The 23,404-nt window shown below is 69.7% G+C and carries 19 protein-coding genes and 1 pseudogene; 12 read left to right on the top strand and 8 right to left on the bottom strand.

The features are described 5' to 3' along the window. Nucleotides 1–579: 579 nt before the first annotated feature. Nucleotides 580–1,089 carry a hypothetical protein gene (locus ACEVQ6_RS15480; protein WP_374889921.1) on the bottom strand — a complete coding sequence of 170 codons (510 nt, stop codon included), beginning with the start codon at nt 1,087–1,089 and terminating at the stop codon, nt 580–582. A 40-nt stretch (nt 1,090–1,129) separates the two neighbouring features. Then, the gene (locus ACEVQ6_RS15475) at nt 1,130–1,906 is read right to left on the bottom strand and encodes a GntR family transcriptional regulator (RefSeq protein ID WP_374889920.1); all 777 of its coding nucleotides are present in this window, start codon (nt 1,904–1,906) and stop codon (nt 1,130–1,132) included. Between the two features lie 171 nt (nt 1,907–2,077). On the opposite strand from ACEVQ6_RS15475, the gene ACEVQ6_RS15470 reads away from it, so the two are divergent. The 4 genes from ACEVQ6_RS15470 (at nt 2,078) to ACEVQ6_RS15455 (ending at nt 6,276) form a co-directional block, all read left to right on the top strand. Beyond that, on the top strand, nt 2,078–3,301 hold the full coding sequence (locus tag ACEVQ6_RS15470; protein ID WP_374889919.1) for an MFS transporter: 1,224 nt from the start codon (nt 2,078–2,080) through the stop codon (nt 3,299–3,301). A 439-nt stretch (nt 3,302–3,740) separates the two neighbouring features. Further along, entirely contained in the window at nt 3,741–3,947 is a 207-nt protein-coding gene (locus ACEVQ6_RS15465; RefSeq protein ID WP_374889918.1) for a hypothetical protein, read from the top strand. Then, nucleotides 3,944–5,353, top strand: a complete 1,410-nt coding sequence (locus tag ACEVQ6_RS15460) for an amidase (RefSeq protein WP_374889917.1) — start codon at nt 3,944–3,946, stop codon at nt 5,351–5,353. Before ACEVQ6_RS15465 ends, ACEVQ6_RS15460 begins: the two co-directional genes overlap by 4 nt. A 2-nt stretch (nt 5,354–5,355) precedes the next feature. Then, nucleotides 5,356–6,276 (top strand): NAD-dependent epimerase/dehydratase family protein, encoded by a 921-nt coding sequence (locus ACEVQ6_RS15455; RefSeq protein WP_374889916.1) that lies wholly within the window; start codon nt 5,356–5,358, stop codon nt 6,274–6,276. A gap of 556 nt (nt 6,277–6,832) precedes the next feature. Here ACEVQ6_RS15455 and ACEVQ6_RS15450 read toward each other — a convergent pair. After that, nucleotides 6,833–8,110: an NAD(P)/FAD-dependent oxidoreductase gene (locus tag ACEVQ6_RS15450; RefSeq protein ID WP_374889915.1), complete on the bottom strand. Its 1,278-nt coding sequence runs from the start codon at nt 8,108–8,110 to the stop codon at nt 6,833–6,835. Between the two features lie 206 nt (nt 8,111–8,316). Here ACEVQ6_RS15450 and glnT point away from each other — a divergent pair, with 206 nt between their 5' ends. From glnT to ACEVQ6_RS15430, 4 genes and pseudogenes are all read left to right on the top strand, one after another. Further along, nucleotides 8,317–9,702 (top strand): type III glutamate--ammonia ligase, encoded by a 1,386-nt coding sequence (gene glnT / locus ACEVQ6_RS15445; RefSeq protein WP_374889914.1) that lies wholly within the window; start codon nt 8,317–8,319, stop codon nt 9,700–9,702. A 174-nt stretch (nt 9,703–9,876) separates the two neighbouring features. Further along, a complete protein-coding gene (locus ACEVQ6_RS15440; RefSeq protein WP_374889913.1) occupies nt 9,877–10,773 on the top strand; it encodes a class II glutamine amidotransferase domain-containing protein in 897 nt (298 codons plus the stop codon). A 1-nt stretch (nt 10,774) separates the two neighbouring features. Next, nucleotides 10,775–11,464, top strand: a pseudogene (locus ACEVQ6_RS15435) (GltB/FmdC/FwdC-like GXGXG domain-containing protein). Between the two features lie 10 nt (nt 11,465–11,474). Then, complete coding sequence (locus ACEVQ6_RS15430) at nt 11,475–12,800, top strand: FMN-binding glutamate synthase family protein (protein ID WP_374889912.1); 1,326 nt, start codon at nt 11,475–11,477, stop codon at nt 12,798–12,800. A 39-nt stretch (nt 12,801–12,839) separates the two neighbouring features. On the opposite strand, the gene ACEVQ6_RS15425 is transcribed toward ACEVQ6_RS15430, so the two are convergent. Then, nucleotides 12,840–13,481 carry a helix-turn-helix domain-containing protein gene (locus ACEVQ6_RS15425; protein WP_374889911.1) on the bottom strand — a complete coding sequence of 214 codons (642 nt, stop codon included), beginning with the start codon at nt 13,479–13,481 and terminating at the stop codon, nt 12,840–12,842. A 505-nt stretch (nt 13,482–13,986) separates the two neighbouring features. Here ACEVQ6_RS15425 and ACEVQ6_RS15420 point away from each other — a divergent pair. Further along, nucleotides 13,987–15,411 carry a GGDEF domain-containing protein gene (locus ACEVQ6_RS15420; protein WP_374889910.1) on the top strand — a complete coding sequence of 475 codons (1,425 nt, stop codon included), beginning with the start codon at nt 13,987–13,989 and terminating at the stop codon, nt 15,409–15,411. A gap of 33 nt (nt 15,412–15,444) precedes the next feature. Here the strand turns inward: ACEVQ6_RS15420 and ACEVQ6_RS15415 are convergent, their stop codons facing one another. From ACEVQ6_RS15415 to ACEVQ6_RS15400, 4 genes are all read right to left on the bottom strand, one after another. Beyond that, on the bottom strand, nt 15,445–16,233 hold the full coding sequence (locus tag ACEVQ6_RS15415; protein ID WP_374889909.1) for an SDR family oxidoreductase: 789 nt from the start codon (nt 16,231–16,233) through the stop codon (nt 15,445–15,447). A 15-nt stretch (nt 16,234–16,248) separates the two neighbouring features. Then, on the bottom strand, nt 16,249–17,736 hold the full coding sequence (locus ACEVQ6_RS15410) for a sugar ABC transporter ATP-binding protein (RefSeq protein ID WP_374889908.1): 1,488 nt from the start codon (nt 17,734–17,736) through the stop codon (nt 16,249–16,251). 35 nt (nt 17,737–17,771) lie between these two features. After that, complete coding sequence (locus ACEVQ6_RS15405; RefSeq protein ID WP_374889907.1) at nt 17,772–18,704, bottom strand: substrate-binding domain-containing protein; 933 nt, start codon at nt 18,702–18,704, stop codon at nt 17,772–17,774. Between the two features lie 125 nt (nt 18,705–18,829). Next, nucleotides 18,830–19,807 carry an ABC transporter permease gene (locus tag ACEVQ6_RS15400; RefSeq protein WP_374889906.1) on the bottom strand — a complete coding sequence of 326 codons (978 nt, stop codon included), beginning with the start codon at nt 19,805–19,807 and terminating at the stop codon, nt 18,830–18,832. A gap of 212 nt (nt 19,808–20,019) precedes the next feature. On the opposite strand from ACEVQ6_RS15400, the gene ACEVQ6_RS15395 reads away from it, so the two are divergent. The 3 genes from ACEVQ6_RS15395 (at nt 20,020) to ACEVQ6_RS15385 (ending at nt 23,399) form a co-directional block, all read left to right on the top strand. Then, nucleotides 20,020–20,829, top strand: a complete 810-nt coding sequence (locus ACEVQ6_RS15395; protein WP_374889905.1) for a transketolase — start codon at nt 20,020–20,022, stop codon at nt 20,827–20,829. Then, nucleotides 20,829–21,794, top strand: a complete 966-nt coding sequence (locus ACEVQ6_RS15390) for a transketolase family protein (RefSeq protein ID WP_374889904.1) — start codon at nt 20,829–20,831, stop codon at nt 21,792–21,794. Before ACEVQ6_RS15395 ends, ACEVQ6_RS15390 begins: the two co-directional genes overlap by 1 nt. Nucleotides 21,795–21,929: 135 nt before the next feature. Further along, complete coding sequence (locus ACEVQ6_RS15385) at nt 21,930–23,399, top strand: FGGY family carbohydrate kinase (RefSeq protein ID WP_374889903.1); 1,470 nt, start codon at nt 21,930–21,932, stop codon at nt 23,397–23,399. Nucleotides 23,400–23,404: the final 5 nt, after the last annotated feature.

Genomic DNA, 23,404 nt, shown 5'->3' with positions numbered 1-23,404 from the left:
GTCCGACAGCGCGCCGAAACGCGTGCATCCTCCCGCCGAGACAGACCGCATCCCTCCGGGGGCCTGTCGCGTTTCGCGGCGCGGGATGCCCTCAACCCGCGTTCCATCACCGGACCGTCCGGCCGAGGGGGGATGCCGCCGTCCGGGCGCCCCTCTTCGACCCAACCAGAGACCGCCCGCAGCCGCGACCCGAACCACGCCGTTGGTCCACCGACCGGCGATGGGAAGGCGCGGCCCTGTCGCTGGCGATCGAGGACTGCGCCCCGGGCCGCTCCATCGCGCCGGCACGCTGTCTCGCCAGAGCCCCTCCCGCGATGACGTGGTCCGGGCGATCTGCGTGGGACTGCCTCAAGACACGCGACGCTGCCGCGGCGAGAGCGATGTTCACGATGCGCGTGGCATTCCTTGCCGGCCGTGATCGTGGAAAGAGCCGGCGCGCCATGGGGCAAGCAGTGCCTCCGTCGTCCCGGCACGTGAGTAACATGGTGGCACGGACGAAACCCTGTTCCTGCCGGCGCCCCGCGCGGCCGGGAAGGAAGTCGCGTCGGGCATAGCCTCCGGGAAGGGCAGGGGAGGGGATCAGCGCCCCTGCGTTTCACGCGAGGAGCCGGCCTCAGGCGTCGCCTGTTCCTCGCGAAGCACGCCGCCGTCGACGCCGATCGCGCGCGGCCGATGCCGACCGGCCGACGCGTCGAAAATCGTCCAGGCGGGGTCGCCTTCTGCGGTCATGAACGACAGCACCCGGCGCCCGCCGGTCAGCGCGATCCGCAGCTCCGCGGGCCGGCCGAAGAGGGAGACATCCTCGATCCGGCGCCCCTCCAGGGCGGCGAAGGCATCCGGCCAGAGATGCTCGCCGCTCCAGCTGCCGCAATGGACGGTCGTGTCGTCCTCGATGCGCCAGCTCCACTCGATCATCACGGTGAACAGCCCCTGCGGGCCGCCGGCGGATCCGTCCCGCCGCCGTCCACCGGGCAACAGGGCGCCGAGCTCGAGGAAGAGGGCTGACCCGTGGCCGCGCCAGACGCGGGAGACGGGCATGGCAAGAAGTGCGGCGCGCCACCGGTCGAAGTCGGCATCGGACGCGGACATCAGCATCTCCCGAGGGCCGCGGCATCGCGCCTTGAACGCATCACGGCTCGATGCGCAGCGTCGACATATAGGTGAAGCGGTCGCCGGGCAGGGTCTGCACGGCATATTCGAGGAGGCGGCGGCCGGAGCCGAAATAGCGCCGGCTGACCTGCAGCGCCGGATCGCCGGCGCGCGCGCCGAGCCGCGCCGCCATCTCGGCGGACAGCACGCTCGGACGGATCTCCTGGACGATCTCCTCGATCTTCTCGCCGGTCACCGTCTCGATGAGGACGAAGATCGCCGTGCGCAGCGTCTCCGTCTCGCGCATCGCCGGCGCCAGCCGCGCATCGATAAAGACCTCGTTGAAGGAGAAGGGGCGGCTGTCGCCGGCGGCATAGCGCAGGCCGGAGATGCGCAGGAACGGCCGTCCCGGCCGGCAGCCGAGCTCGGTCGCAAGCCGCCCGCGCGCCGCGATCTGCTCGCGCTCCTCGATGACGAGTTCGGTGTCCTTGGCGAATTCGAAGAGTTCCGAGCGCGACTGCGCCACCAGCCGACGCGGCGCCTGGCCGCCGGAGGCCTCGACCCGCGTGCCGACGCCCTTGCGCGCCGAAAGCCGCCCCTGCGCGCGCAGCGTGCCGATCGCCTGGCGCACGGTCTGGCGGCTGACGCCGAGATCGGCCGACAGCGCGTTTTCGGTCGGCAGCAGCGAGCCAACCGGGAAATCGCCGGCGTCGATCCGGCGCTGGAGATGCAGCGCCACCTGGAGATAGAGCGGCGTTCCGGCCGCAGCCGGCCGCCAGCCGCCCGCCTCGTCCCCGATGCCGTCCGCCTCTGCCATGCGCCCATCCTCCTGCCGCCTCCGGATCGACGTCCGACCGGCCAGCCGTATCGCCTCATAGCCGCTTGCAGACGGAAAGAAAACCGGCCCGGCGCCCGCTTGCGCGGCGCCGGAAAAATCATTAGTACGTACTTTTACAGATTCCAACCCCCTGCCGGACCGTTGACCGCCGTGAAGACTCCCGCCGATACCGCCGCGCCGCGCCGCGTGCTCGCCCACATGCTGGCGCTCGCCACCGCCGTGCAGATCGTCGCCACCACCTCGGCCCTGTCGCTGACGGCGCTGGCGCCGGCCGCCTCCGCCGGCCTCGGGCTCGGCGCCTATGTGATCGGCTACCAGGTCAGCGCCATCTATGCCGCCGGCATGGTCTCCTCGGCGCTCGCCGGCACGCTGGTCAGCCGGCACGGGCCCGGACGGATCGAGGCGCTGGCACTCGTCTGCTTCACGCTCGGCCTGCTCGGCCTCTCAAGCGCGAACCTGACGCTGATGCTCGTCGCCACGCTCGCGATCGGTGTCGGCTACGGCCTCAACAACCCGGCCGCCTCCGAAATGCTGGCGCCGGTGACCCCGGCGCGGCTTCGCAACCTCGTCTTCTCGCTGAAGCAGAGCGGCGTTCCGCTCGGCGGTGTCGTCGCGAGCGTCGCCCTGCCGCTCGTCGAACCGGTGCTCGGCTGGCGCGGCGCGCTGGCGGTCGCGGCCGCCGCCCCCTTCCTCGTGCTCGTCTGGCTCTGTCTCGGCCATCGCCCGGCGCCGCGCCGGCCGGAAGGCGCAAGGCCGGGGTTCGGCCGCGGCATCCTCGACGAGCAGTCGCTGATCTGGAGGGATGCGGGCCTTCGCGCGCTGTCGCTGCTCGGCCTCCTCTATTCGGCCCTGCAGCTCGCCGTCTCCGCCTTCACCGTGGTCACGCTGGTGCATGATGTCGGCTGGAGCGTCATCGCCGCCGGCTCGCTCGCGGCCTTCACCCAGCTCGCCGGCGCGCTCGGCCGCGTCGGCTGGGGCGTGGTGGCCGACCGGCTCGGCGGCGCGTTCCGCACCATGGGCCTGATCGGGCTGATCAGCGGGCTCGCCTGCCTGGCGATCCCCTTCCTCGCCGACCTGCCGCTTTCCGTGCAGGCGATGCTGTTCCTGACGCTTGGCGCCACCTCGATCGGCTGGAACGGCGTGCTGCTCGCCGCCATCGCCCGCCATGCCCCGGCCGGCCGCGTCGCCGCCACCACCGGCGCCGTGCTGGTCTACACCTTCATCGGCGTCATCATCGGCCCGTCGAGCTTCGCCGCGCTCTACCTCCTCTTCGGCGATTATGGCAGCGCCTTCGCCGCCTTCTCCGTCTTCGGCCTCGCCGGTGCCGTGCTCGGCTTCCGCACCCATAGCGGCGGCCGGCGCCGCGAGAGCTGAGCGGCCTGACGGGCCGCTCATTTGTCCGTACTCCAGCGGACGCCGCGCTTTCTCCCGCCGCGCACCGCCGCATCCGGGCGAGGGCGTCGGAGCCCGCATCGCCTGCCGCATCATTGTGCAGCGCAGAAAATTTCGGCAGCCCGGTTGACGGCGAGACGATCGCCTCCGTACCTTGCGAGAAAGAACGAGCGCAACGGCGGCGCGCCTCGGGCATTGCCGGCAGCGGCGGCAGGACGGAGGAGATGCCGGCTACGCGCCGGCAGCCGCGCTGTCCTTCGCCGGCGAAGGATCCCGCCGGCGGGCCGGACGCGGTGATCGAGGCGGCCCGTCAATGACACGGTCTGCGGCGCGGTCGTCATCGATCGGCGCGCCGTGGGCGGCGATGCAACCGAACGCCTGGCGCGCGAACCGCCGGACGGCGATGGAAAAGGCCCGACGCATGCCCCTCTCTCCCCTCGAAGACCAGGACGTGGCGGCGCTCGCCCGCGCCAGCGGCCTCGACGCCACGCCCGAGCGGGTCGCGACCCTGGCCGCGACGCTGCCGATCGTCAACACCATCCGCGCCGGCCTCTGGGGCCGGACCGACCTGGCCGGAAGCGAACCGCGCCATCTCTTCGCGCCGGCGGACGGGGAGGGGGGCCGATGAGCGCGATCCCGTCGATCTCCGAGGCCGCCGCCGCGATCGCGGCGGGCCGCCTCTCGCCCGTCGATCTCGTCGAGGCCTGCCTCGACCGCGTCGCCGCCCTCGACGGCACTCTGCACAGCGTCATCCGGCTGGTCGCCGACAGCGCCCGGGCCGAGGCGAAGGCGGCGGAGGCGGAGATCCGCATGCGCGGCCCGAGGGGCCCGCTGCACGGCATCCCGCTCGGCCTCAAGGACATTTTCGACCTCGCCGGCGTGGCGACTACGGCCCATTCGCGCCGCCTCCTCGACAATATCGCGACGGAGGACGCCGTCAGCGTGGCGCGGCTGCGCGGCGCCGGCGCCATCATGACGGGCAAGCTCGCCACCCATGAATTCGCCCTTGGCGGCCCGTCCTTCGACCTGCCGTTCCCCCCGGCGCGCAACCCATGGGATCCGGAACGCTTCACCGGCGGCTCGTCCAGCGGCTCGGGCGCTGCGGTCGCCGCCGGCCTCGTGCTCGGCGCGACCGGATCGGACACCGGCGGCTCGATCCGCGTGCCGGCCGCCTTCTGCGGCATCGCCGGGCTGAAACCGAGCTACGGCCTCGTCTCGCGCCGGGGCATCTTTCCGCTCGCCTGGTCGCTCGACCATGCCGGGCCGATGGCCTGGACGGTGAAGGACTGCGCGCTGATGCTCTCCGCCATGGCCGGACCCGACGCCGGCGACCCGGCCTCGTCCGGCCGTGCGGCGGAAGACTATGCCGCCGGCATCGAGCGCGACCTTACGGGCCTGCGCATCGGCATCGTCCGGCATTTCCACGAACGCGACAATCCCTGCAGCGATGCGGTGATCGAGACGATCGCCAATGTCGAAAAGGTGCTGCTGGCGCGCGGCGCCAAGGTCGCGACGGTGACGCTGTCGCCGCTGTCGGATTATGTCGCCTGCGGCCACGCGATCATGCTGACGGAGGGTTTTTCCGTGCACCGCGACGACCTCGCCGCCCGGCCGGAGATCTACGGCAAGGCATTTCGCGACCGCCTGTCGATGGGGGCGCTGTTCACCAGCGCCGACTATCTCCAGGCGCTGCGGCTGCGCCGGGCGCTCTGCGCCGAGATGGCGGCCGCCTTCGAGGACCACGACATCCTCGTCACCGCCGCCGCGCCGGCGGAGGCGCCACGTCTCGATGCCGTCGGCCCCTTCTCCTCCTTCGACCGGCCGGCGCTGGCGCTGCCCTTCAACGTCACCGGCGTGCCGGCGCTGACGGCGCGCTGCGGGGAGGGGCCGCTTGGCCTGCCGCTCGGCGTGCAGTTCGCCGGCCGCCCCTTCGAGGATGCGCTGGTGCTCGCCGTCGGCCATGCCTGCGAAGGCGCGCTCGGCGCACGCGATCTCCGCCCGCCGCTCCTCTCCACCATCCCGCAGGGAGCCTGACCATGGAACCGCTGCTCGTCACCGGCGCGAACGGCCTTGTCGGCCATGCCGTCTGCGAAAGGCTGAAGGCCGCCGGCCGGCCCTTCACCGCCATCGACATCGTCGCCTCGACCGCCGACGGCCACAGCGTGCATGCGGTCGACGTGCGCGACGTGCACCGGCTCTACGCGCTTGCCGACGCCGAGGGGCCCTTCGGCGCGATCGTCCATTGCGGCGCGCTGTCCGGCCCGATGCTCGCGCGCGACAATCCGGTGCTGGTGCACGACATCAACGTCACCGGCACCGTCAACCTGCTGGAACTCGCGCGGGTGAAGAAAACTCGCCGCGTCGTGCTCTGCTCGTCGGTCTCCGCCTATGGCAGCACGCCGGCCGGGCTCGACCGCGTCACGGAAGACGCGCCGCTGCTGCCGTCGACCGTCTACGGCGCCAGCAAGGCGGCCTGCGAGGCGCTCGCCCATGGCTATGCCGTCCAGCACGGCGTCGACACGCTGAGCCTCAGGATCGGCTGGGTCTACGGTCCCCGGCGCACCACCGACTGCGACCTGCGCGAGATGATCCTCGCCGGGCTGAAGGGGGAGGTGTTCCGCCGGCCGCAGGGGCAGGATGCGATGCGGCAGTATGTCCATGTCGACGATATCGCCCGGGCGCTGCTTCTCGCCGCCGACGTCGCGTCGACGCCGCGCCGCGCCTACAACGCCAATGGCGGCAGCTGCCTCTCGGTGCCGGAAGTGGCGGCGATCGTGAAGACAGTCGTGCCGGGCCTGGAGACCGACATCGGTCCCGGCTGGCACCCGGACGAGGACGTTCAGGCGCGCTTCGACCTCTCGGCGGCGGAGCGCGACCTCGGCTACAGTCCCGCCGTTCCGCTGGAGGAGGGGATCGCCCGCTACACAGCCTTCCTCCGCGAACGCCTGCGGGGCTAGGGCATGTCCAGCCGAAGCGGAATCGCTTCGGTGTCGGACGATGCGGCACGAACAGAAAGAGAGGGCATGGTCGGTGAGCCGGCGTTCATCGGACGGGCGACGCCTTTCCGGGATCGGATCTGACGTCCCGATACGGCGCCGAACCGGAGAGACAGGCCCGCCGCTCGTCCGCCGTCGCCCGTCTTTTCGTGATGACCGGATTCCCCGGATACCATGGGATCCCGAAGACGCGTCGAAGCCCGGCCCGCGCGACTCGGTGGCGGTTTTGCGGAGAGACAGGACGAAACCGAAGGCCTCACGCGCAGGGCCGAGCGCGCAGGATCGCGGCACGCTTCGGCGCATCCCCGGCCCCCGGGCCTTCGCCCGGCGCGGACCTTGCGGCCGTTAACGCGAAAGGCGGGATCAAATGATCCGGTCCCTGCCGGATCCGGCCCGCCGCCTCTCGCCCGGATCCCGTCCGCGCGCGGCCGGAGCGGTCGCGCCCCGGCGCAGCAGGCGCCAACGCGGGGAGGGGGATCGCCCGCCGCCCGCGGCCGGGTCCGGCGCTGCAGGGCGGTCAGCGCCCGAGACGGTCCTTCAGCCGGTACCAGCCCTCGACGACCGGCACCATGCGCCGGGCCACCGACGGCAGCGGATAGGCGGGGAAGGGGAGGTCATCGAAGGCGGAGCGCCCCTCCGGTCTTTCCAGCATCCGCAGCGCGATCCGGCGGCCGAACCAGCTGGCGCGCGAGATGCCCGTTCCGCAATAGCCGAGCGCGTAGAAGAGACCGTCGCGGGTGCGGCCGAGATGGGGCACCGCGTCATAGGTATAGCCGATCCTGCCGTCCCAGCCATGGGTGACGGGGATGTCGCCGAGGTCCGGGAAGGTCTTCAGGAGATCGCCGGCGAGATGGCCATAGGCGCCGGGCGACGCCGCCTCCATGCCCCGCCCGACCCGGCCGCCCCAGACGATGCGGCGCGCGCCGGGGGCGGCACGGAAATAGGAGAAGACGCGCAGCGTGTTGCCATAGACCCGGCCGCCCGGCATCAGCGATGCGAACCGCGCCTCGGGGATCGTGCCGGTCGCGATCAGCGCCGAGCCGACCGGGACGATGCGCCGGCCGAGTTCGGGGACCAGCCCGTCCGTATAGCCGTTGGTGGCGACGAGCACCGCGCCGGCCCGGACGGTGCCGCGCGCGGTCGACACCGCGAAACCCGTCCCCTCCGCCGCGATCGCGCCGACGCCGGCATCGCCCTCGATCCGCCCGCCGGCCGCCTCCACCCGCGCCATCAGCCCGGCATGGTAGCGGCTGGGATGGAGCGCGGCGTCGCCGGGCAGGAGCGATCCGCCATGGAAGAGATCCGAGCCGATCTCGCGATGCTGCTCGGCGCGCGGCACCATGTGGCTTTCGACGCCGGCAAGGGCGCGCAGGTCGTCCATGTCGCGCGCCATCGCCTCGTAATGCTCCGGCCGCATGGCGCCGCGAAGCCGGCCGCAGCGGGTGAAATCACAGTCTATGCCCTCGTCTTCGACCAGTGCGGCGATGTGGTCGAGCATGGCGACGCCCTCGCGCAGCATGGCGTGCGCCTTCTCCCGGCCGCGCAGCGCGATCAACGTCTTCACCCGGAATTTCTGGTTGCCGCTGCCGACCTGGCCGCCATTGCGGGTGCTGGCGCCGAAGCCCGGTGCGCCGCGCTCCAGCACCAGCGGCATCCGGCCGTTGCGGGCGAGCGTCAGGGCCGCGACGAGGCCGGTGAAGCCCGAGCCGACGATGACCACGTCGGCCGCCGCCGGCAGCGGTTCTGCCCGTTCGAGCCGCGGCGCGGCCTCCCACCAGTAGGGCGTGAACGCCATCGCCCGAGACCCCGGCACACGCCCCGCTGCAAGGTCCGCAAGTGTCGGAACCCGTTCCCGATCCTGTCCGTCCATTGTCGCCTCCGTGCCGTCCGTTTCGCATCTCATACAAAATTCTTGCTTCATATGCAAATTATGTGTACGTCATGCACATCCGACCGAGACATGATCCGAAAACCAGAACGAAGAAGGGGAACGGTTCCGTCATGACCGAACAGTGGCGCTGGACGCCGGGCGCGCTCGCCGCGCCGGCAAGGCCCGATCTCGCGCTCGCCGCCGAGTTCCTGGCGAAGAACGACGTGCGCTTCGTCCTGGCGCAGTTCGTCGACATCTACGGCACGGCGAAAAGCAAGGCGGTGCCGGTCGACCACCTGGAGGATATCGTCACCGACGGCGTCGGCTTTGCCGGCGGCGGCGTTTACGGCATGCGGCTCGCGCCGCACGCGCCGGAATACATGCTGCGCGGCGACCTCTCGACGCTGACGCTGCTGCCCTGGGCGCCGGGGTATGCGCGGATGATGGGCACCGGCCTCGTCTCCGGCAGGCCGCACCCGGTCGACACGCGCAACATCCTCGCCGCGCAGGTGGCGCGGCTGACGGAGCGCGGCTGGACCTTCAACAGCGGCATCGAGCCGGAATTCAACCTGCTGGAGCGGACGGCCGACGGCAGCGTCCGGCCCTTCGACGCGACCGACACGATGAGGAAGCCGGCCTACGACTATCGCGGCCTGTCGCGGGTCCGCACCTTCCTCGAACGGGTGACGGCGAGCCTCCAGGCGCTCGGCATCGACGTCTACCAGATCGACCACGAGGACGCGAACGGCCAGTACGAGATCAACTCCCGCTATGCGGATGCGATGACCTCGGCCGACACGATCACGCTTTTCAAGATGGCGGCCGGCGACATCGCCCACGAGCTCGGAGCCCTCTGCTCCTTCATGCCGAAGCCGAAGGGTTCGATGACCGGCAACGGCATGCATGTCCATTGCTCGATCGCCGACGCCGAGGGCAGCAATCTCTTCCACGACGCGGCCGATCAGAACGGGCTCGGCCTTTCCAAGATGGGCTATCATTTCACCGGCGGCATCCTGAAACATGCGCGCGCGCTGACGGCGCTGCTCGCCCCCTCCGTCAATTCCTACAAGCGCCTCGTCGTCGGCCGCACCGCCTCGGGCACGACCTGGGCGCCGGTCTTCACCGCCTATGGCGACAACAACCGCACCGCGATGGTGCGGGCGCCCTATGGCCGCGTCGAGATCCGCACCGGCGATTCCGGCATGAACCCCTATCTCGCCCAGGCCGCGATCATCGCCGCCGGCCTCGACGGCATCGACAACCGCATCGATCCGGGCCCGCCGATGAACGTCAATTTCTATGCGCTGTCGCCGGCCGAAGTCGCGGCGATGGGCGTCGGCCTGCTGCCGCAGACGCTTTCGGAAGCGATCGAGGACCTGGCGGCGAGCGCCTTCTTCCGCGACGCGCTCGGTGCCGGCTTCCTCGACGAATTCGTCTCGCTGAAGCGCGACGAATGGACCGATTACCACCGCCATGTCTCCGACTGGGAGACGCAGCAGTATCTGACCTTCTTCTAGTCATGACGGGCGATCGCCCGTTCACCGGAAAGGCTCCCTCTCTCTGTTTCGACGCCGTGTCCGGACCTGCGGGTCGGCTCCGGATGTGACGGGACATGCCCATCCTCTTTGTTCTGACCACACTGTCCGACGCCGATGGGCTTCGGCGGACAGGCTCTCGAAAGGACGACCGCCATGTGTGGCATCGCCGGACTGTTCATCAAGGATCACGCGCTCGAACCGGAGCTCGGCCGCCTCATCGCCCGCATGACCTCGACGCTGACCGGCCGGGGTCCGGATTCCGCCGGCTTCGCCATCTACGGCGATGACCGGCCGGGTTTCACCAAGCTGACCTTTTCCGCGCCCGTCGGCAGCGACATCGGCGCGATCGCCGACCGGCTCGTCGCCGCCCTCGGCAACGGCGCGACGGCGCGGCTGCGCCACACCCATGCCGTCGTCACGCTTGACGCCGGCGACGCCTCCCGCGCCGAGACGTGGCTTCAGGACAACGCGCCGGAAACGTCGGTGACGAGCGCCGGCGCGCGCCTCGAGATCTACAAGGAGGTCGGACACCCGGATCGCGTGGCGGACGCCTTCGACATCGCCGGCATGTCCGGCAGCCACGCCATCTCCCACACGCGCATGGCGACGGAATCGGCCGTCACCACCAACGGCGCCCATCCCTTCTCCACCGGCGCCGACCAGTGCCTCGTCCACAACGGCTCGCTGTCGAACCACGCCTCTCTGCGCCGCCGGTTGCGCCGGGAAGGGATCCGCATCCGCACCGAGAACGATTCCGAAGTCGCCGCCGGCTACCTCACCGCCCGCATGCGCGACGGCGAGACGCTTCGCGAGGCGCTGCAGTCGAGCCTCGCCGATCTCGACGGGTTCTTCACCTTCGTCGTCGGCACGGAAAAGGGTTTTAGCGTGCTGCGCGACCCGATCGCGGTGAAGCCGGCGGTGATGGCCGAGACCGAGCGCTACGTTGCCTTCGCGTCCGAGTTCAAGAGCCTCGCCGGCCTGCCGGGGATCTCGGCGGCAAGGGTGTGGGAGCCGAAACCCGCCACCGTCTATGTCTGGGAGCACCAGTGACATGCCGGTGATCGACCTTGCGACGACGTCGCTTCGCGACCTCAACGCCACGCCGCAGGACCTGCGCCCCGACACCAACGAGACCGTCTGATCCGTGCTGAATCCCGAGGGCGAGCATGCGATCGCCGCCGGGCTCGATGCGCCCGTCACCGTCTCGATCGCGGGGCCGGTCGGCTATTTCTGCGGCGGCATGAACAAGCACGCTACCCTCCTGATCGAGGGCAGCGCCGGCCAGGGCGTCGGCGAGAACATGATGAGCGGCCTCATCCACGTGAAGGGCGACGCCAGCCAGTCGGCCGGCGCCACCGGGCGCGGCGGGCTTCTGCTGATCGAGGGCAATGCGGCGGCGCGCTGCGGCATCTCGATGAAGGGCATCGACATCGTGGTGAAGGGCGATATCGGCCATCTCTCCGCCTTCATGGGCCAGAGCGGCCGGATGGTCGTCTTCGGCGAGGCAGGCGAGGCGCTCGGCGACAGTCTCTACGAGGCGCGGCTCTACCTGCGCGGGCCCGTCGCGAGCCTCGGTACCGACTGCGTCGAGAAGGAGATGCGCGACGAGCACCGTGCCGAACTCTTCGGCCTGCTCGACGCCGCCGGCGAGGCGCAGCGCGTCGACGTCGCCGGGTTCCGCCGCTACGGCTCGGCGCGAAACCTCTACAATTTCAACATCGACAATGCCGCGGCCTATTGAGGGACGGACCATGACCTATCGCAATCCGCACACGATCCCGCGCAAGTCCGCCACCTTCGACGACTATACGCTGTCGGAAATCCGCCGGGCGGCGGCGACCGGCATCTACGACATCCGCGGCGGCGGCGCCAAGCGCAGGCTGCCGACCTTCGACGACCTCCTGCTGCTCGGGGCCTCGATGTCGCGCTATCCGCTCGAAGGCTACCGGGAAAAATGCGGCACCGACGTGCTCATCGGCACGCGCTTCGCCAAAAAGCCGGTCCGGCTCGACATTCCCGTCACCATCGCAGGCATGAGCTTCGGCTCGCTCTCGGCGCAGGCGAAGGAGGCGCTCGGGCGCGGCGCGACGCTTGCCGGAACCTCCACCACCAGCGGCGACGGCGGCATGACGCCGGAGGAGCGCGGGCATTCGAAGACGCTCGTCTACCAGTACCTGCCGTCGCGCTACGGCATGAACCCCGACGACCTGCGCCGCGCCGACGCGATCGAGATCGTCGTGGGGCAGGGGGCGAAGCCCGGCGGCGGCGGCATGCTGCTCGGCCGGAAGATCTCCGACCGCGTCGCCGAGATGCGCGACCTGCCGAAGGGCATCGACCAGCGCTCCGCCTGCCGCCATCCGGACTGGACCGGACCGGACGATCTCGAAATCAAGATCCTCGAGATCCGCGAAATCACCCGCTGGGAAAAGCCCATCTACCTGAAGATCGGCGCCAGCCGCCCCTATTACGATGCGGCGCTGGCGGTGAAGACCGGCGCTGACGTCATCGTGCTCGACGGCATGCAAGGGGGGACAGCGGCGACGCAGGAATGCTTCATCGAGCATGTCGGCATCCCGCTGCTCTCGGCGATCCGCCCCGCCGTTCAGGCGCTGCAGGATCTGGGCATGCACCGCAAGGTGCAGCTGATCGTCTCCGGCGGCATCCGCTCCGGTGCAGACGTGGCGAAGGCCCTTGCGCTCGGCGCCGACGCGGTCGCGATCGGCACGGCGGCGCTGGTGGCGCTCGGCGACAACGATCCGCATTTCGAAGACGAATACCAGGCGCTCGGCACCACCGCCGGCGCCTATGACGACTGGCACGAGGGCAGGGACCCCGCCGGCATCACCACGCAGGACCCGAAGCTTGCGGAACGGCTCGATCCCGTGCTCGCCGGCCGGCGGCTTGCCAATTATCTCAAGGTGATGACGCTCGAGGCCCAGACGCTGGCGCGGGCCTGCGGCAAGAACCACCTGCACAATCTGGAGCCGGAGGATCTCGTCGCCCTGACGATCGAGGCGGCGGCGATGGCCCGCGTGCCGCTCGCCGGCACCGACTGGGTGCCGGGGCAGAGGTTCTGAGCCGGCGATCGATGGCGACGGGACCTCGGCGCCGCGCCGTCATTCCGCATAGATGATGATCGACAGGAACACCGCGCGCTCGTCAAGGATGCGCTCCGGCCCGTGCACGACATTGCCGGCAAAGGTGAAGGCGTCGCCGGGGTCGAGCACATAGGTGTCGTCGCCGAAGCGGTATTCCATCCGCCCCTGCAGCATGTAGATGAACTCCGTGCCCGGATGGGAGAAGCGCGGCCAGGACTTGCTCTCCTTGTCCATCTCGATGAAGAAGGGCTCGAAGATTTTTCGCGGGCCGCGATCATAGGAGAGCAGCCTGTAGGTGTGGCCGTGCTTGGTGCCGACCCGCACCACTTCCATCTGGTCGGCCTTGCGGATCAGCTGCGCCATGCCGGTCTGCTGGTCCGTCTCCTGAAAAAGCTCCGCCATGGTGATGCCGAGCGCCTCGCAGATCCGCTCCAGCGAATCGAGGCTGGCGGTCGCCGCGCCGTTCTCGATGCGGCTCAGCATCGCGCTCGAGACGCCGGCGCCGGCGCCGACCTCCGCCAGCGTCAGCTTCGCGGCGGTGCGGCGCCGCTTCAGCGTCGCGCCGATCCGCTTTTCGAGCGGGATGCGCGCCGCCGACTGGCCGCTCGGCCGCTGCCCGGCCTCGCCGCCCATGGTCGTCTCGCCCGCCTTCTTCGCCATGCCGCCCCCCCTTTCCGGCCCGTCGCCGCGGCGACCGTCCGTCCGCCTGACCGGCCGGCGATGCCCCGTCGGCATCCAGAACCCAGGCACCGGCGCCCGCCGTTCAAGCGATGAATGCGGGTGCCGCCTTTGTCAACGCTCGCAGGACCGCCCTCCCGCGCACGGCGCGCCTTTCCGTCGCGCGGGCGCCTGAAGACGCTCGTCCGCTCGGTGTCACTCCTCGTCTGGACGCCGCCCTGCTTCCTCTCTTCGGCCGGCATCGGCGGGCGCTGCGCCGTGCATCACGGTCGAACGGATCCCACCGGATCCATCCCCATGCGACAAGGGCCGGATGCGCCCGCGCCTCCCGCGGTCCGCAAGGCTTTCGGCCTGGCTGATAAGGATTTGAAAGCCATGCGCGGCGCAAGATCCAATCTCCTGTTGTCTCCGCCGCTGGAAATCGCGATAGTTGCAGGGCTTGGTTCTGCGAAGAGGAGGCCGTCCCGTGGGCCCTCGGTCGGTCGGAATGGCATCCGTCGGGAAAATCGCCGAATGCGCGTGTCTGGCCTTCGTGCTGATCGTCGGCGCGTCCCTGTCGGGGATCGCCTCCAGGCCCCTCGGCGAACTCGCGTCGATCTGGCCCGCCAATGCGCTGGTGCTTGCCATGCTGGTGCGTCAGCCGGACAGGTCCCGCCGCGCCGCGATCCTGCTTGCCGCCTGCGCCGGCTCCCTCGCCGCCGACATGGCGACGGGAAGCGCGCTTTCGAAGGCCGTGCTGCTCAACATCGGCAATCTGGTGACGGTCGTGGGCGGCTATCTCGTGCTGCGCCGGTTTCCGCCGGAGGTGCGCGGGCTCAGGCAGCCGATCTCGGTGCCGCTCGTCTGCGCCGCCTGCCTTGCGGCGGCGGCCGTCTCCGCCGCCACCGGCGCCGTGCTCAATCCGCTGCTGTTTTCCGGAACCGTCTTGGACGGCGTGCGCTACTGGTTCATTTCCGAGCTGGTCAATCTTCTGGCCTTTCTGCCCGCCTTCCTGACGGTCCCGTCCGGAGCATGGCAGAGACGTCAGGCCATGCCGCACCTGACGCGCGCGGCCGTCCATCACGCCGCGCCGGCAGTGAGCGTCGTCCTCGCCTGCGGCCTGGCGCTTCTTGTCGGCGGCCCGGGCGCGATCGTCTTCGCCCTGCCGTTTCTTCTCTGGAGCGCCGTCGTCTACGGCATCTTCGAGGTGGCGCTGCTCTCGCTTCTCTATGTCGCCTGGGCGCTGCTGTCGATTTCGTTCGACTGGCTGGCGATCGGGAGCTTCTCGACGGGGGATCCGCACGCCGTCCTGTCGCTGCGCCTGGGCCTGTCCTTCATCGTGCTCGGCCCGCTCACCGTCGCCAGCGTCATGTCCGCCCGCACCGCTCTCCTGCACAGGACGCGTCATCTCGCCGACCATGACATGCTGACGGCGGTGCTGAACCGGCGCGCCTTCACCCTTTGCGCGACGGAGGTGCTGGTCGCCTGCCAGGCAGAGCACCGGCCCTGCGCGCTGCTGATGCTCGACATCGACCGGTTCAAGTCCATCAACGACCGGCATGGCCACGCGGCCGGCGACAGGGTGCTGACCGCCTTTGCCGGCCACCTGCGGCAATCCGTGCGAGAGGGCGATCTGGTCGGCCGGCTCGGAGGCGAGGAATTCGCCGTCCTCCTCCATCCGGGCGACGAGGCGGAGGCGGTCGAGATCGCCGACCGCATCCGCATCGGCTTCGCCGCCATGCCGGTGCCGCTCGACGCGGGCGCTTCCGTCGCCGCCACGGTCAGCATCGGCGTCGCCACCTCGGCCCGCGACGGTTACCGCCTGGATAGGATGCTGTCGGCGGCCGACCAGCGGCTCTACCATGCCAAGGACAGCGGGCGGGACCGGGTGGTGCGCGACCTGCCCGCCGCCGGCGCCGTCATGCCGGCGTGACACGGCGCGGCCACCACCGCGCCGGAGGCCGGCCTACCAGCAGCAGAAGCCGCCGTCGACGAGCAGGTCGACGCCGGTGACGAAGCTCGCGGCGTCGGAGAGCAGGAACACCGCCGGGCCGACCATCTCGTCGACGGTCGCCATGCGCTGCATCGGCGTCTGTTCCTCGAAGAGCCGGGTCTGATGCACCATTTCCGGCCGCGTGTTCATCGGCGTCGCGGTGTATCCCGGACTGATGGTGTTGACGCGGATGCCGCGCCCGACCCATTCCATCGCCATCGACTTCGACATGTGGATGACGCCCGCCTTCGAGGCGTTATAGTGGCACTGGCTGAGGCCGCGATTGACGATGACGCCGGACATGGAGGCGATGTTGACGATCGACCCGCGGCCGTTCTTCAGCATGGCGCGGCTTTCCGCCTGGCAGGAGAGGAAGACCCCCTTCAGGTTGATGTCGATCATCGTCTGGAACTGGCTCTCCTCCATCTCCTCGGCCGGGTTGGCGTTGGCGATGCCGGCGGCGTTGACGGCGAGCGTCAGGGCGCCGAGCTCGGCTTCCGTGCGGGCAACCGCATCGGCAAGCGCCGCGCCGCTGGTGACGTCGGCGGCGATCTGGAGACTGCGGCGGCCGGCTTTGGCGATGAAGTCGGCCGTCTGGGCAAGCCCGTCATCCGTGCGCCGGTCGAGAAGCGCCACGTCGGCGCCCGACTGGGCAAGCCCTATGGCGATCCTCTGGCCGATGCCGCTGCCGGCCCCGGTGACAAGGGCGACATTGCCGGAGAGATCGAAGAGTTTCGGCGCGTTGAGCGTGATGGCGGACATTTCAAGGTTCCTTGTTCAGAGGGTTGCCAGTTCCATGACCGAGACGTCGTTGGCGTCCTTGCGGTCGAGAATGCCGGCCTGCCTGCCTTGCGCCATCACCATGATGCGTGTCGAGACCCCGAGCACTTCCTCGAGGTCGGAACTGACCACGATGACGGCGACGCCCTCGCGGGCAAGGCCGATGATCAGGTCGTAGATGGAGGAGCGCGCGCCGACGTCGATGCCGCGCGTCGGCTCGTCGAGGACGACCACCTCAGGCCGGCGCGCCAGCCATTTGGCGAGCACCACCTTCTGCTGGTTGCCGCCGGAAAGCTCGCCGGCCTTCTGCCGGCCGCGACCCTTGACGCCGAACCGAGCGATGTAGTCGTCGGCGAAACGGAACAGCCTGCGTTTGGAGATCCAGCCGTTGCTGGCGATCGTGCCGAGATTGGCGTAGCCGATGTTCTCCGCGATCGAATGGTCGAGGACGACGCCCTGCAGCTTGCGGTCCTCCGGCACCAGCACGATGCCGTTGCGGATCGCGTCGGCCGGCGTGCGCGGCGTCACCGGCCTTCCGTCGAGCAGCACCGCGCCGGACGCGATCGGATCGGCGCCGGTGACGGCGCGCACCAGTTCGGTGCGTCCCGCGCCCATCAGCCCGGCGATGCCGAAGACCTCGCCCTTGCGCACAGAGAAGCTGATGTCGCGGAAGGTGCCCGCGGGCGAGGTGAGGTTTCGCACCTCGAGCTTCACCGTGTCGGAGGGGGTGGGCAGGCCCGGGAACATCCGCTCCAGCGCGCGGCCGACCATCGCCTCGACGATCGCGCGCACCGGCACGTCGCCGCGGTCGAATTCCTGCACCTTGGCGCCGTCGCGCATGACGACGATGCGGTCGGCGATCTGGCGGATCTCCTCCAGCCGGTGCGAGATGTAGACGATGCCGACACCCTCGGCCTTGAGGCGGGCGATCTGGCGGAAGAGAAGCTGGGTTTCCTCGCCGCCGAGTGCCGCCGTCGGCTCGTCGAGGATCAGCAGGCGCGCGTTGAGCGTCAGCGCCTTGGCGATCTCGATCAGCTGCTGGCGGCCGGTGGACAGGCCCTCGACGAGGCGTTCCGGCGAGACGTCGAGGCCGAGACGCTTCAGGCCGGCCCGCGCGCGCTCCTCCATCGCCCGGCGGTCGATCCGCCCGGCCGTCATCGGATAGCGGCCGACGAAGATGTTCTCCGCGATCGAGAGCTTCGGCAGCAGCTTCAGTTCCTGGTGGATCATGCCAACGCCGGCATCCATGGCGGCGCGGGGGTCGGCCGGGGCGTAGGGCGCCCCGAGCCATGTCATGGTGCCGGCGGAGGGTTGCACGGTGCCGGAGATGATGTTCGACAGGGTCGATTTTCCGGCACCGTTCTCGCCGAGCAGCGCCACGACCTCGCCCGGGCCGATGTCGAGGTCGACACCGTGCAGGACCTTGATCGGACCGTAGGATTTTTCAATGCCACGGAGCGACAGGATGGGGGGCGGGGTCGTCATGCGCGGGCGGCCTTTCGCGGGGAACGCGGGAGCGGTTACGGGTGGTTCTTGACGAATTCCGGCGCGTTCTCGCAGGTCGTCAGCACCGCGTTCGGGGTCTGGCGCTCCTCGACCTTCTGGCCGGCGGCCACCGCGAGGGCGGATTCGACGGCGAGGACGCCCATCTTCTGCGTGCTCTGGGTTGCCGTGGCGATGAAGGGACCGTTGCACTTGGCGAGGTATTCGAGCGCCGAGACGTCGCCGTCATAGCCGCCGATGATCACCTTGTCGGAGAGGTTGGCGACATCGACCGCCTTGGCGGCACCCATGGCGAGGCCGTCGGCCTGGCCGAAGATGATCTTGATGTCCGGGTTGGCCTGCAGCATGTTCTGGGCGATCGAGAAGCCCTCGTCGGCCGACCACATGTTGCTCCACTGCTGGGCGACCAGCTCGACGCCCGGCGCCTCGTCGATGGCGCGCTTGCAGCCGGTGAAGCGGTCGACTTCGGGCGTCGTGCCCTTCTGGCCGTGGATGATGACCATCTTGCCCGAGCCGCCGGCCTTCTCGATGATGTGCTTGCAGACGGCATAGGCGGATTCGACGCTCTCGCCGGCGATGAAGGTGTCGCCCGGAGCGCCTTCCGGAACGCGGTCGACATTGATGACCGGGATGCCGGCCTCGCGGGCGAGCCGGGTCGGGACGGCGGCGGCGGCGGCACCGGCCGGGATGTAGATGAAGGCGTCGATGCCCTGCGTCATCAGGTCCTGCACCTGGCTGACCTGGGTCGCCGTGTCGTTCTTGGCGTCGACGACGATGACGTCGATGCCCTTCTCCTTGGCGTATTTCTCGACGCCGAGCTTGATCTGGTTGAAGAAGTCGGCCTGGAGGTTCGGCACGGCGAGGCCGATCTTCTTGACCTCGGCGGCGGCGGCCGGCGACGACAGGATCGCGGCGGCGGTCGCGGCGATGAGCAGTTTCGACAGTTTCATGGTTTCTCCTCCGAGTGTATCGACCGGCATCCTGTCCCGCAGGAGACCGTCTCCCTTGCCGGCCGGCACCATTGCCGGCCGTCCTAGCCCCGGGGCGCGCGCTCGGCCGCCGGGGAAAATTCGCGTCACCGGCGCTTGCGGTAGGTCTCGGCCGTCACGGCGAGCACGATGACCCCCCCGATGATGACCTGCTGCAGGAAGGGCGAGACGCTGAGCAGGTTCAGCCCGTTGCGCAGCACCCCGATGATCAGCACGCCGATGATCGTGCCGCCGATGCCCCCGGTTCCGCCCGAGAGCGACGTGCCGCCGATGACGACCGCGGCGATGGCGTCGAGCTCGTAGGAGACGCCGGACGAGGGCTGCACCGAATCGAGCCGGGCGGCGAGCACCATGCCGGAAAGGCCGGCGAGCAGGCTGCAGACGACATAGACGAGCACGGTCGCGCGCGGCACGTTGATGCCGGCAAGTCGCGCCACCTCGGCATTGCCGCCGATGGCGTAGAGCACGCGCCCGCCATGGCGGTAGCGCTGGTAGAGGAGCCCGACCGCGAAGACGACGAGCATCACCGCCACCGTCAGCGTCAGGACGCCGCCGAAGCGCACGATCGCCATCGTGTTGAACCAGGCGGGAAAGCCGATGATCTGCTGGCCGTCGGTGATCATGTTGGCGATGCCGCGCGAGATCGACATCATCGCCAGCGTGGCGATGAAGGCCGGCACGTTGAAGCGGGTGATCAGCAGCCCGGCGACGAGGCCGTTCAGCGCGGCGACGAGAAGGGCGAGCGGAATGGCGATGCCCATCGGCACGCCGGCGACGACGTTGAGGTAGCCGAGCACCATCATCGCCAGCGCCATCACCGAGCCGACGGCGAGATCGATGCCGCCGATCAGGATGACGAAGGTCATGCCGACCGACATGACGCCGAGAACGGTGATCTGGTCGAGGATGTTGAGGAAATTGCGCACGGACAGGAACTTGTCGGTGGCGAAGGTCAGGAACAGGCAGAGCAGGATCAGCCCGATCAGCGGGCCCGTCGCGCCGCGCATCGAACCGAGGATCCTGCCGACGTCCAGTCCGGACCCGTCCTTCGTCGTCGCCTGCATGGCGCATACCCTCCCGAGACATCCCGCCTTGTCCGGCGAGTCTGTCAGAATAAATATTCATGATCGTCTGTTAATGCGTAACCGATCCTTCTGCATGCTGTCAAGGCAGTGTCTTGCGCAAAATCGATGCAGGCACGGCGCTTTCCGCTTGACTTCCATCCTCTATCGGCAAATATATAGGATATTGAATATTTATGCAGTAAGAGGACATCATGCTGCCGAACGATCTCGACCGCATCGCCCGCCAGATCCGCCTGCGCGATCTCCAGGCGGTCTACGAAGCCGGCGCCGGCCATATCGGCGGCGAAATGTCGGCCATCGACATCCTGACCGCGCTCTATTTCCGCGTGATGCGCGTCTTCCCCGACGCGCCGCGCCAGCCCGACCGCGACCGCTTCGTGCTGTCCAAGGGCCATGTCGGCCTGGCGCTCTACGTCACGCTCGCCAAGCGCGGCTTCCTGCCGGAAGACGAGATCTCGACCTTCCTGAAGCCCCATTCGCGGCTGAACGGCCATCCGAACTGCAACAAGGTGCCGGGCGTCGAGACCAACACCGGCCCGCTCGGCCACGGGCTTCCGGTCGCCGTCGGCATGGCCAAGGCGGCGAAGATCACGGGTGCCTCCTACCACACCTATGTGATGACCGGCGACGGCGAGATGCAGGAAGGCTCCAACTGGGAGGCGATCCCCGCGGCCGCCCAGTTCGGCCTGAACAACCTGACGCTGATCATCGACCACAACCGCTTCCAGCAGGGCGCGGCGCTGAAGGACACCAACAACCTCGCGCCCTTCCGCCCGAAGCTCGAATCCTTCGGCTGGCATGTGAGCGAGATCAACGGCAATGCCATGGACGAGATCGTCCCGGCGCTGGAGACGCGCTCCGACCGCCCGCATGCGATCGTCGCCCACACCAACAAGGGCCACGGCATCTCCTTCATGCAGGACCGGGTGGACTGGCACCACAAGGTGCCGAACGCCGAACAGTACAAGATTGCCGTGGCCGAGCTTTCGGAGAGCCTGTGATGAACGCCGTGACCCCTTCCGCGAAACTGCACGACTGCCGCGACGCCTTCATCTCCGTGCTCGAGCGCCTCGGCGCCGAGAACCCGAAGGTCGTCGCCGTCTGCAACGATTCCGTCGGTTCGTCGAAGCTCGGCGGCTTCAAGGCGAAATGGCCGGAACGGCTCGTCAATGTCGGCATCGCCGAGCAGAACATGGTCGGCGTCGGCGCGGGGCTCGCCAATGGCGGGCTGCTGCCCTTCGTCTGCGGCGCCTCCTGCTTCCTCACCGGCCGCTCGCTCGAACAGGTGAAGGCCGACATCGCCTATTCGAACGCAAACGTGAAGCTCGTCGGCATCTCGTCCGGCATGGCCTATGGCGAGCTCGGGCCGACGCACCATTCGATCGAGGACTTCGCCTGGACCCGCGTGCTGCCGAACCTGCCGGTGATCGCGCCCTGCGATTCGATCGAGACGGCGGCGGCGGTCGAATGGGCGGCCGCTCACGAAGGCCCGGTCTTCCTGCGCCTGTCGCGCGTCGGCGTGCCGGACCTGCTGCCGGCCGGCCACGTCTTCGAACCCGGCAAGGCCAATACCTTGCGCGACGGCGACGCCGTGACCCTGATCGGCAATGGCACGCTGACGCACCGCCTCGTCAAGGCGGCGGCCCTCCTTGCCGAAAAGGGCATCGAGGCCCGCGTCCTCAACATGGCGACGGTGCGGCCGATCGACGTCGAGGCGGTGGTGGCCGCCGCCCGCGACACCGGCGCGATCCTGACGGCGGAGGAGCATTCCGTCTACGCCGGCCTCGGCTCGGCGATCGCCGAGGTCGTCGTGGCGGAGGCCCCGGTGCCGATGAAGATCCTCGGCGTGCCCGGCATCTTCGCGCCCACCGGCTCGGCCGAGTTCCTGCTCGACGAGTTCGGCATGGCGCCGGCGGCGATCGCCGCGGCGGCCGAGGCGCTGATCGCCCGCAAGGCCCGCGCCTGATCGATCCCGTCTCCGCACCCTGCGGAGACGGCCCCTTGCGCGTTCTTGCGGTTCCTCTCCGAAGGACGTGCCACGGCGCGGCGGCGCCTCCCGGTCGCCGCGCCCCTTTTTACCCCCGCCTCTGCCGGAGCCGCCATGACGACCGCCATCCTCGCCATCGACCAGGGCACCACCAACTCGAAGGCCGTGCTGGTCTCGACGGACGGCATCATCCTTGCGCGCGGCGCGGCCGCCGTCGGCATCGAGCATCCGCAGCCCGGCTGGGTGGAGCAGGACCCGCTCCGGCTGCGCGATTCGGTCTACGAGGCGATTGCCGCCTGCCTCGGCGCCGGCCCGAAGGTCGAGATCCTCGGCCTCGCCCTCTCCAACCAGCGCGAATCCGTCACCGTCTGGGATGCCGCAACCGGCGAACCGCTCGGCCCGGTGGTGAGCTGGCAGTGCCGGCGCACCGCGCCCGACTGCGCGGCGCTCACCGCCGCCGGCCATGCGGACCGCGTGCAGGCGCTGACCGGCCTGCCGATTGACCCGATGTTTCCCGGGCCGAAGATGCGCTGGCTGCTCGACCGCGTGCCGGCCGGCAGCACTCCCCGGCTCGGGACCATCGACGCCTGGCTGATCCATTGCCTGACCGGCGGCGCGGTCCATGCCTCAGACGCCTCGAACGCGGCGCGCAGCCAGCTCTACGACCTCAACGCGCGGGCCTGGAGCGACGCGCTCTGCGCCCTCTTCGGCGTGCCGAAATCCGCATTGCCGGAGGTGCGCGACAGCGCCGCCCGCTTCGGCGAGACGCGCGGCGTGCCGGGCCTCAGGGACGGCATCCCGATTGCCGCCGCGATCGGCGACAGCCATGCGGCGCTTTTCGGCCACGGCGCCTTCAACCCCGGCGACGGCAAGGTGACCTTCGGCACCGGCTCCTCGATCATGACGACGCTGCCCGCCTTCATCGCGCCGGAACGCGGCATCACCACGACGATTGCCTGGTCGATCGCCGGTCGCGCCACCTATGCCTTCGAGGGCAACATCCTCGTCTCGGCCGCCTCGCTGCCCTGGATGGCCGGGATGCTCGGCCTTGAAGACGTGCAGGCGCTGACCGATCTCGCCGCCACCGCCGAACCCGGCGGCCCCGGCTTCGTCCCAGCCTTCGTCGGCCTCGGCGCGCCCTACTGGCAGTCCGACGCGCGCGCGCTCTTCTCCGGCATCACCTTCAACACGACACGGGCGCAGATGGCGCGCGCGGCGACCGACTCGATCGCCTTCCAGGTGCATGACGTCTTCGAGGCGATGGCGGCGCAATCGCCGGCGCCGCTCGGAAAGCTCTATGCCGATGGCGGCCCGAGCCGGAATGCCTTCCTGATGCAATGCGTCGCCGACATGCTCGACCACGCGCTGATCCAGTGCGACGCGCCGGAGGCCTCGGCGCTCGGCGCCGCCTACCTCGCCGGCCTGACGCTCGGCGTCTGGCCGGATCTCGACGCCATCGCCGCCCTGCCGCGCGCCGGCAATACGATCGCGCCGCGCCCCTCTGACGCGAAGGCGCGGCTCGCCGTCTGGCGCGACGCAATCTACCGCTCGACCGTCCCGTCGCCATCCTCTAAGGGTGAATAAAAATT

This window comes from Ensifer soli (assembly GCF_041928815.1).
Lineage (GTDB): Bacteria > Pseudomonadota > Alphaproteobacteria > Rhizobiales > Rhizobiaceae > JBHFEI01.
Note: the sequence above shows the minus strand (reverse complement) of the source record. Positions and strands in the feature narration are given on the sequence as shown.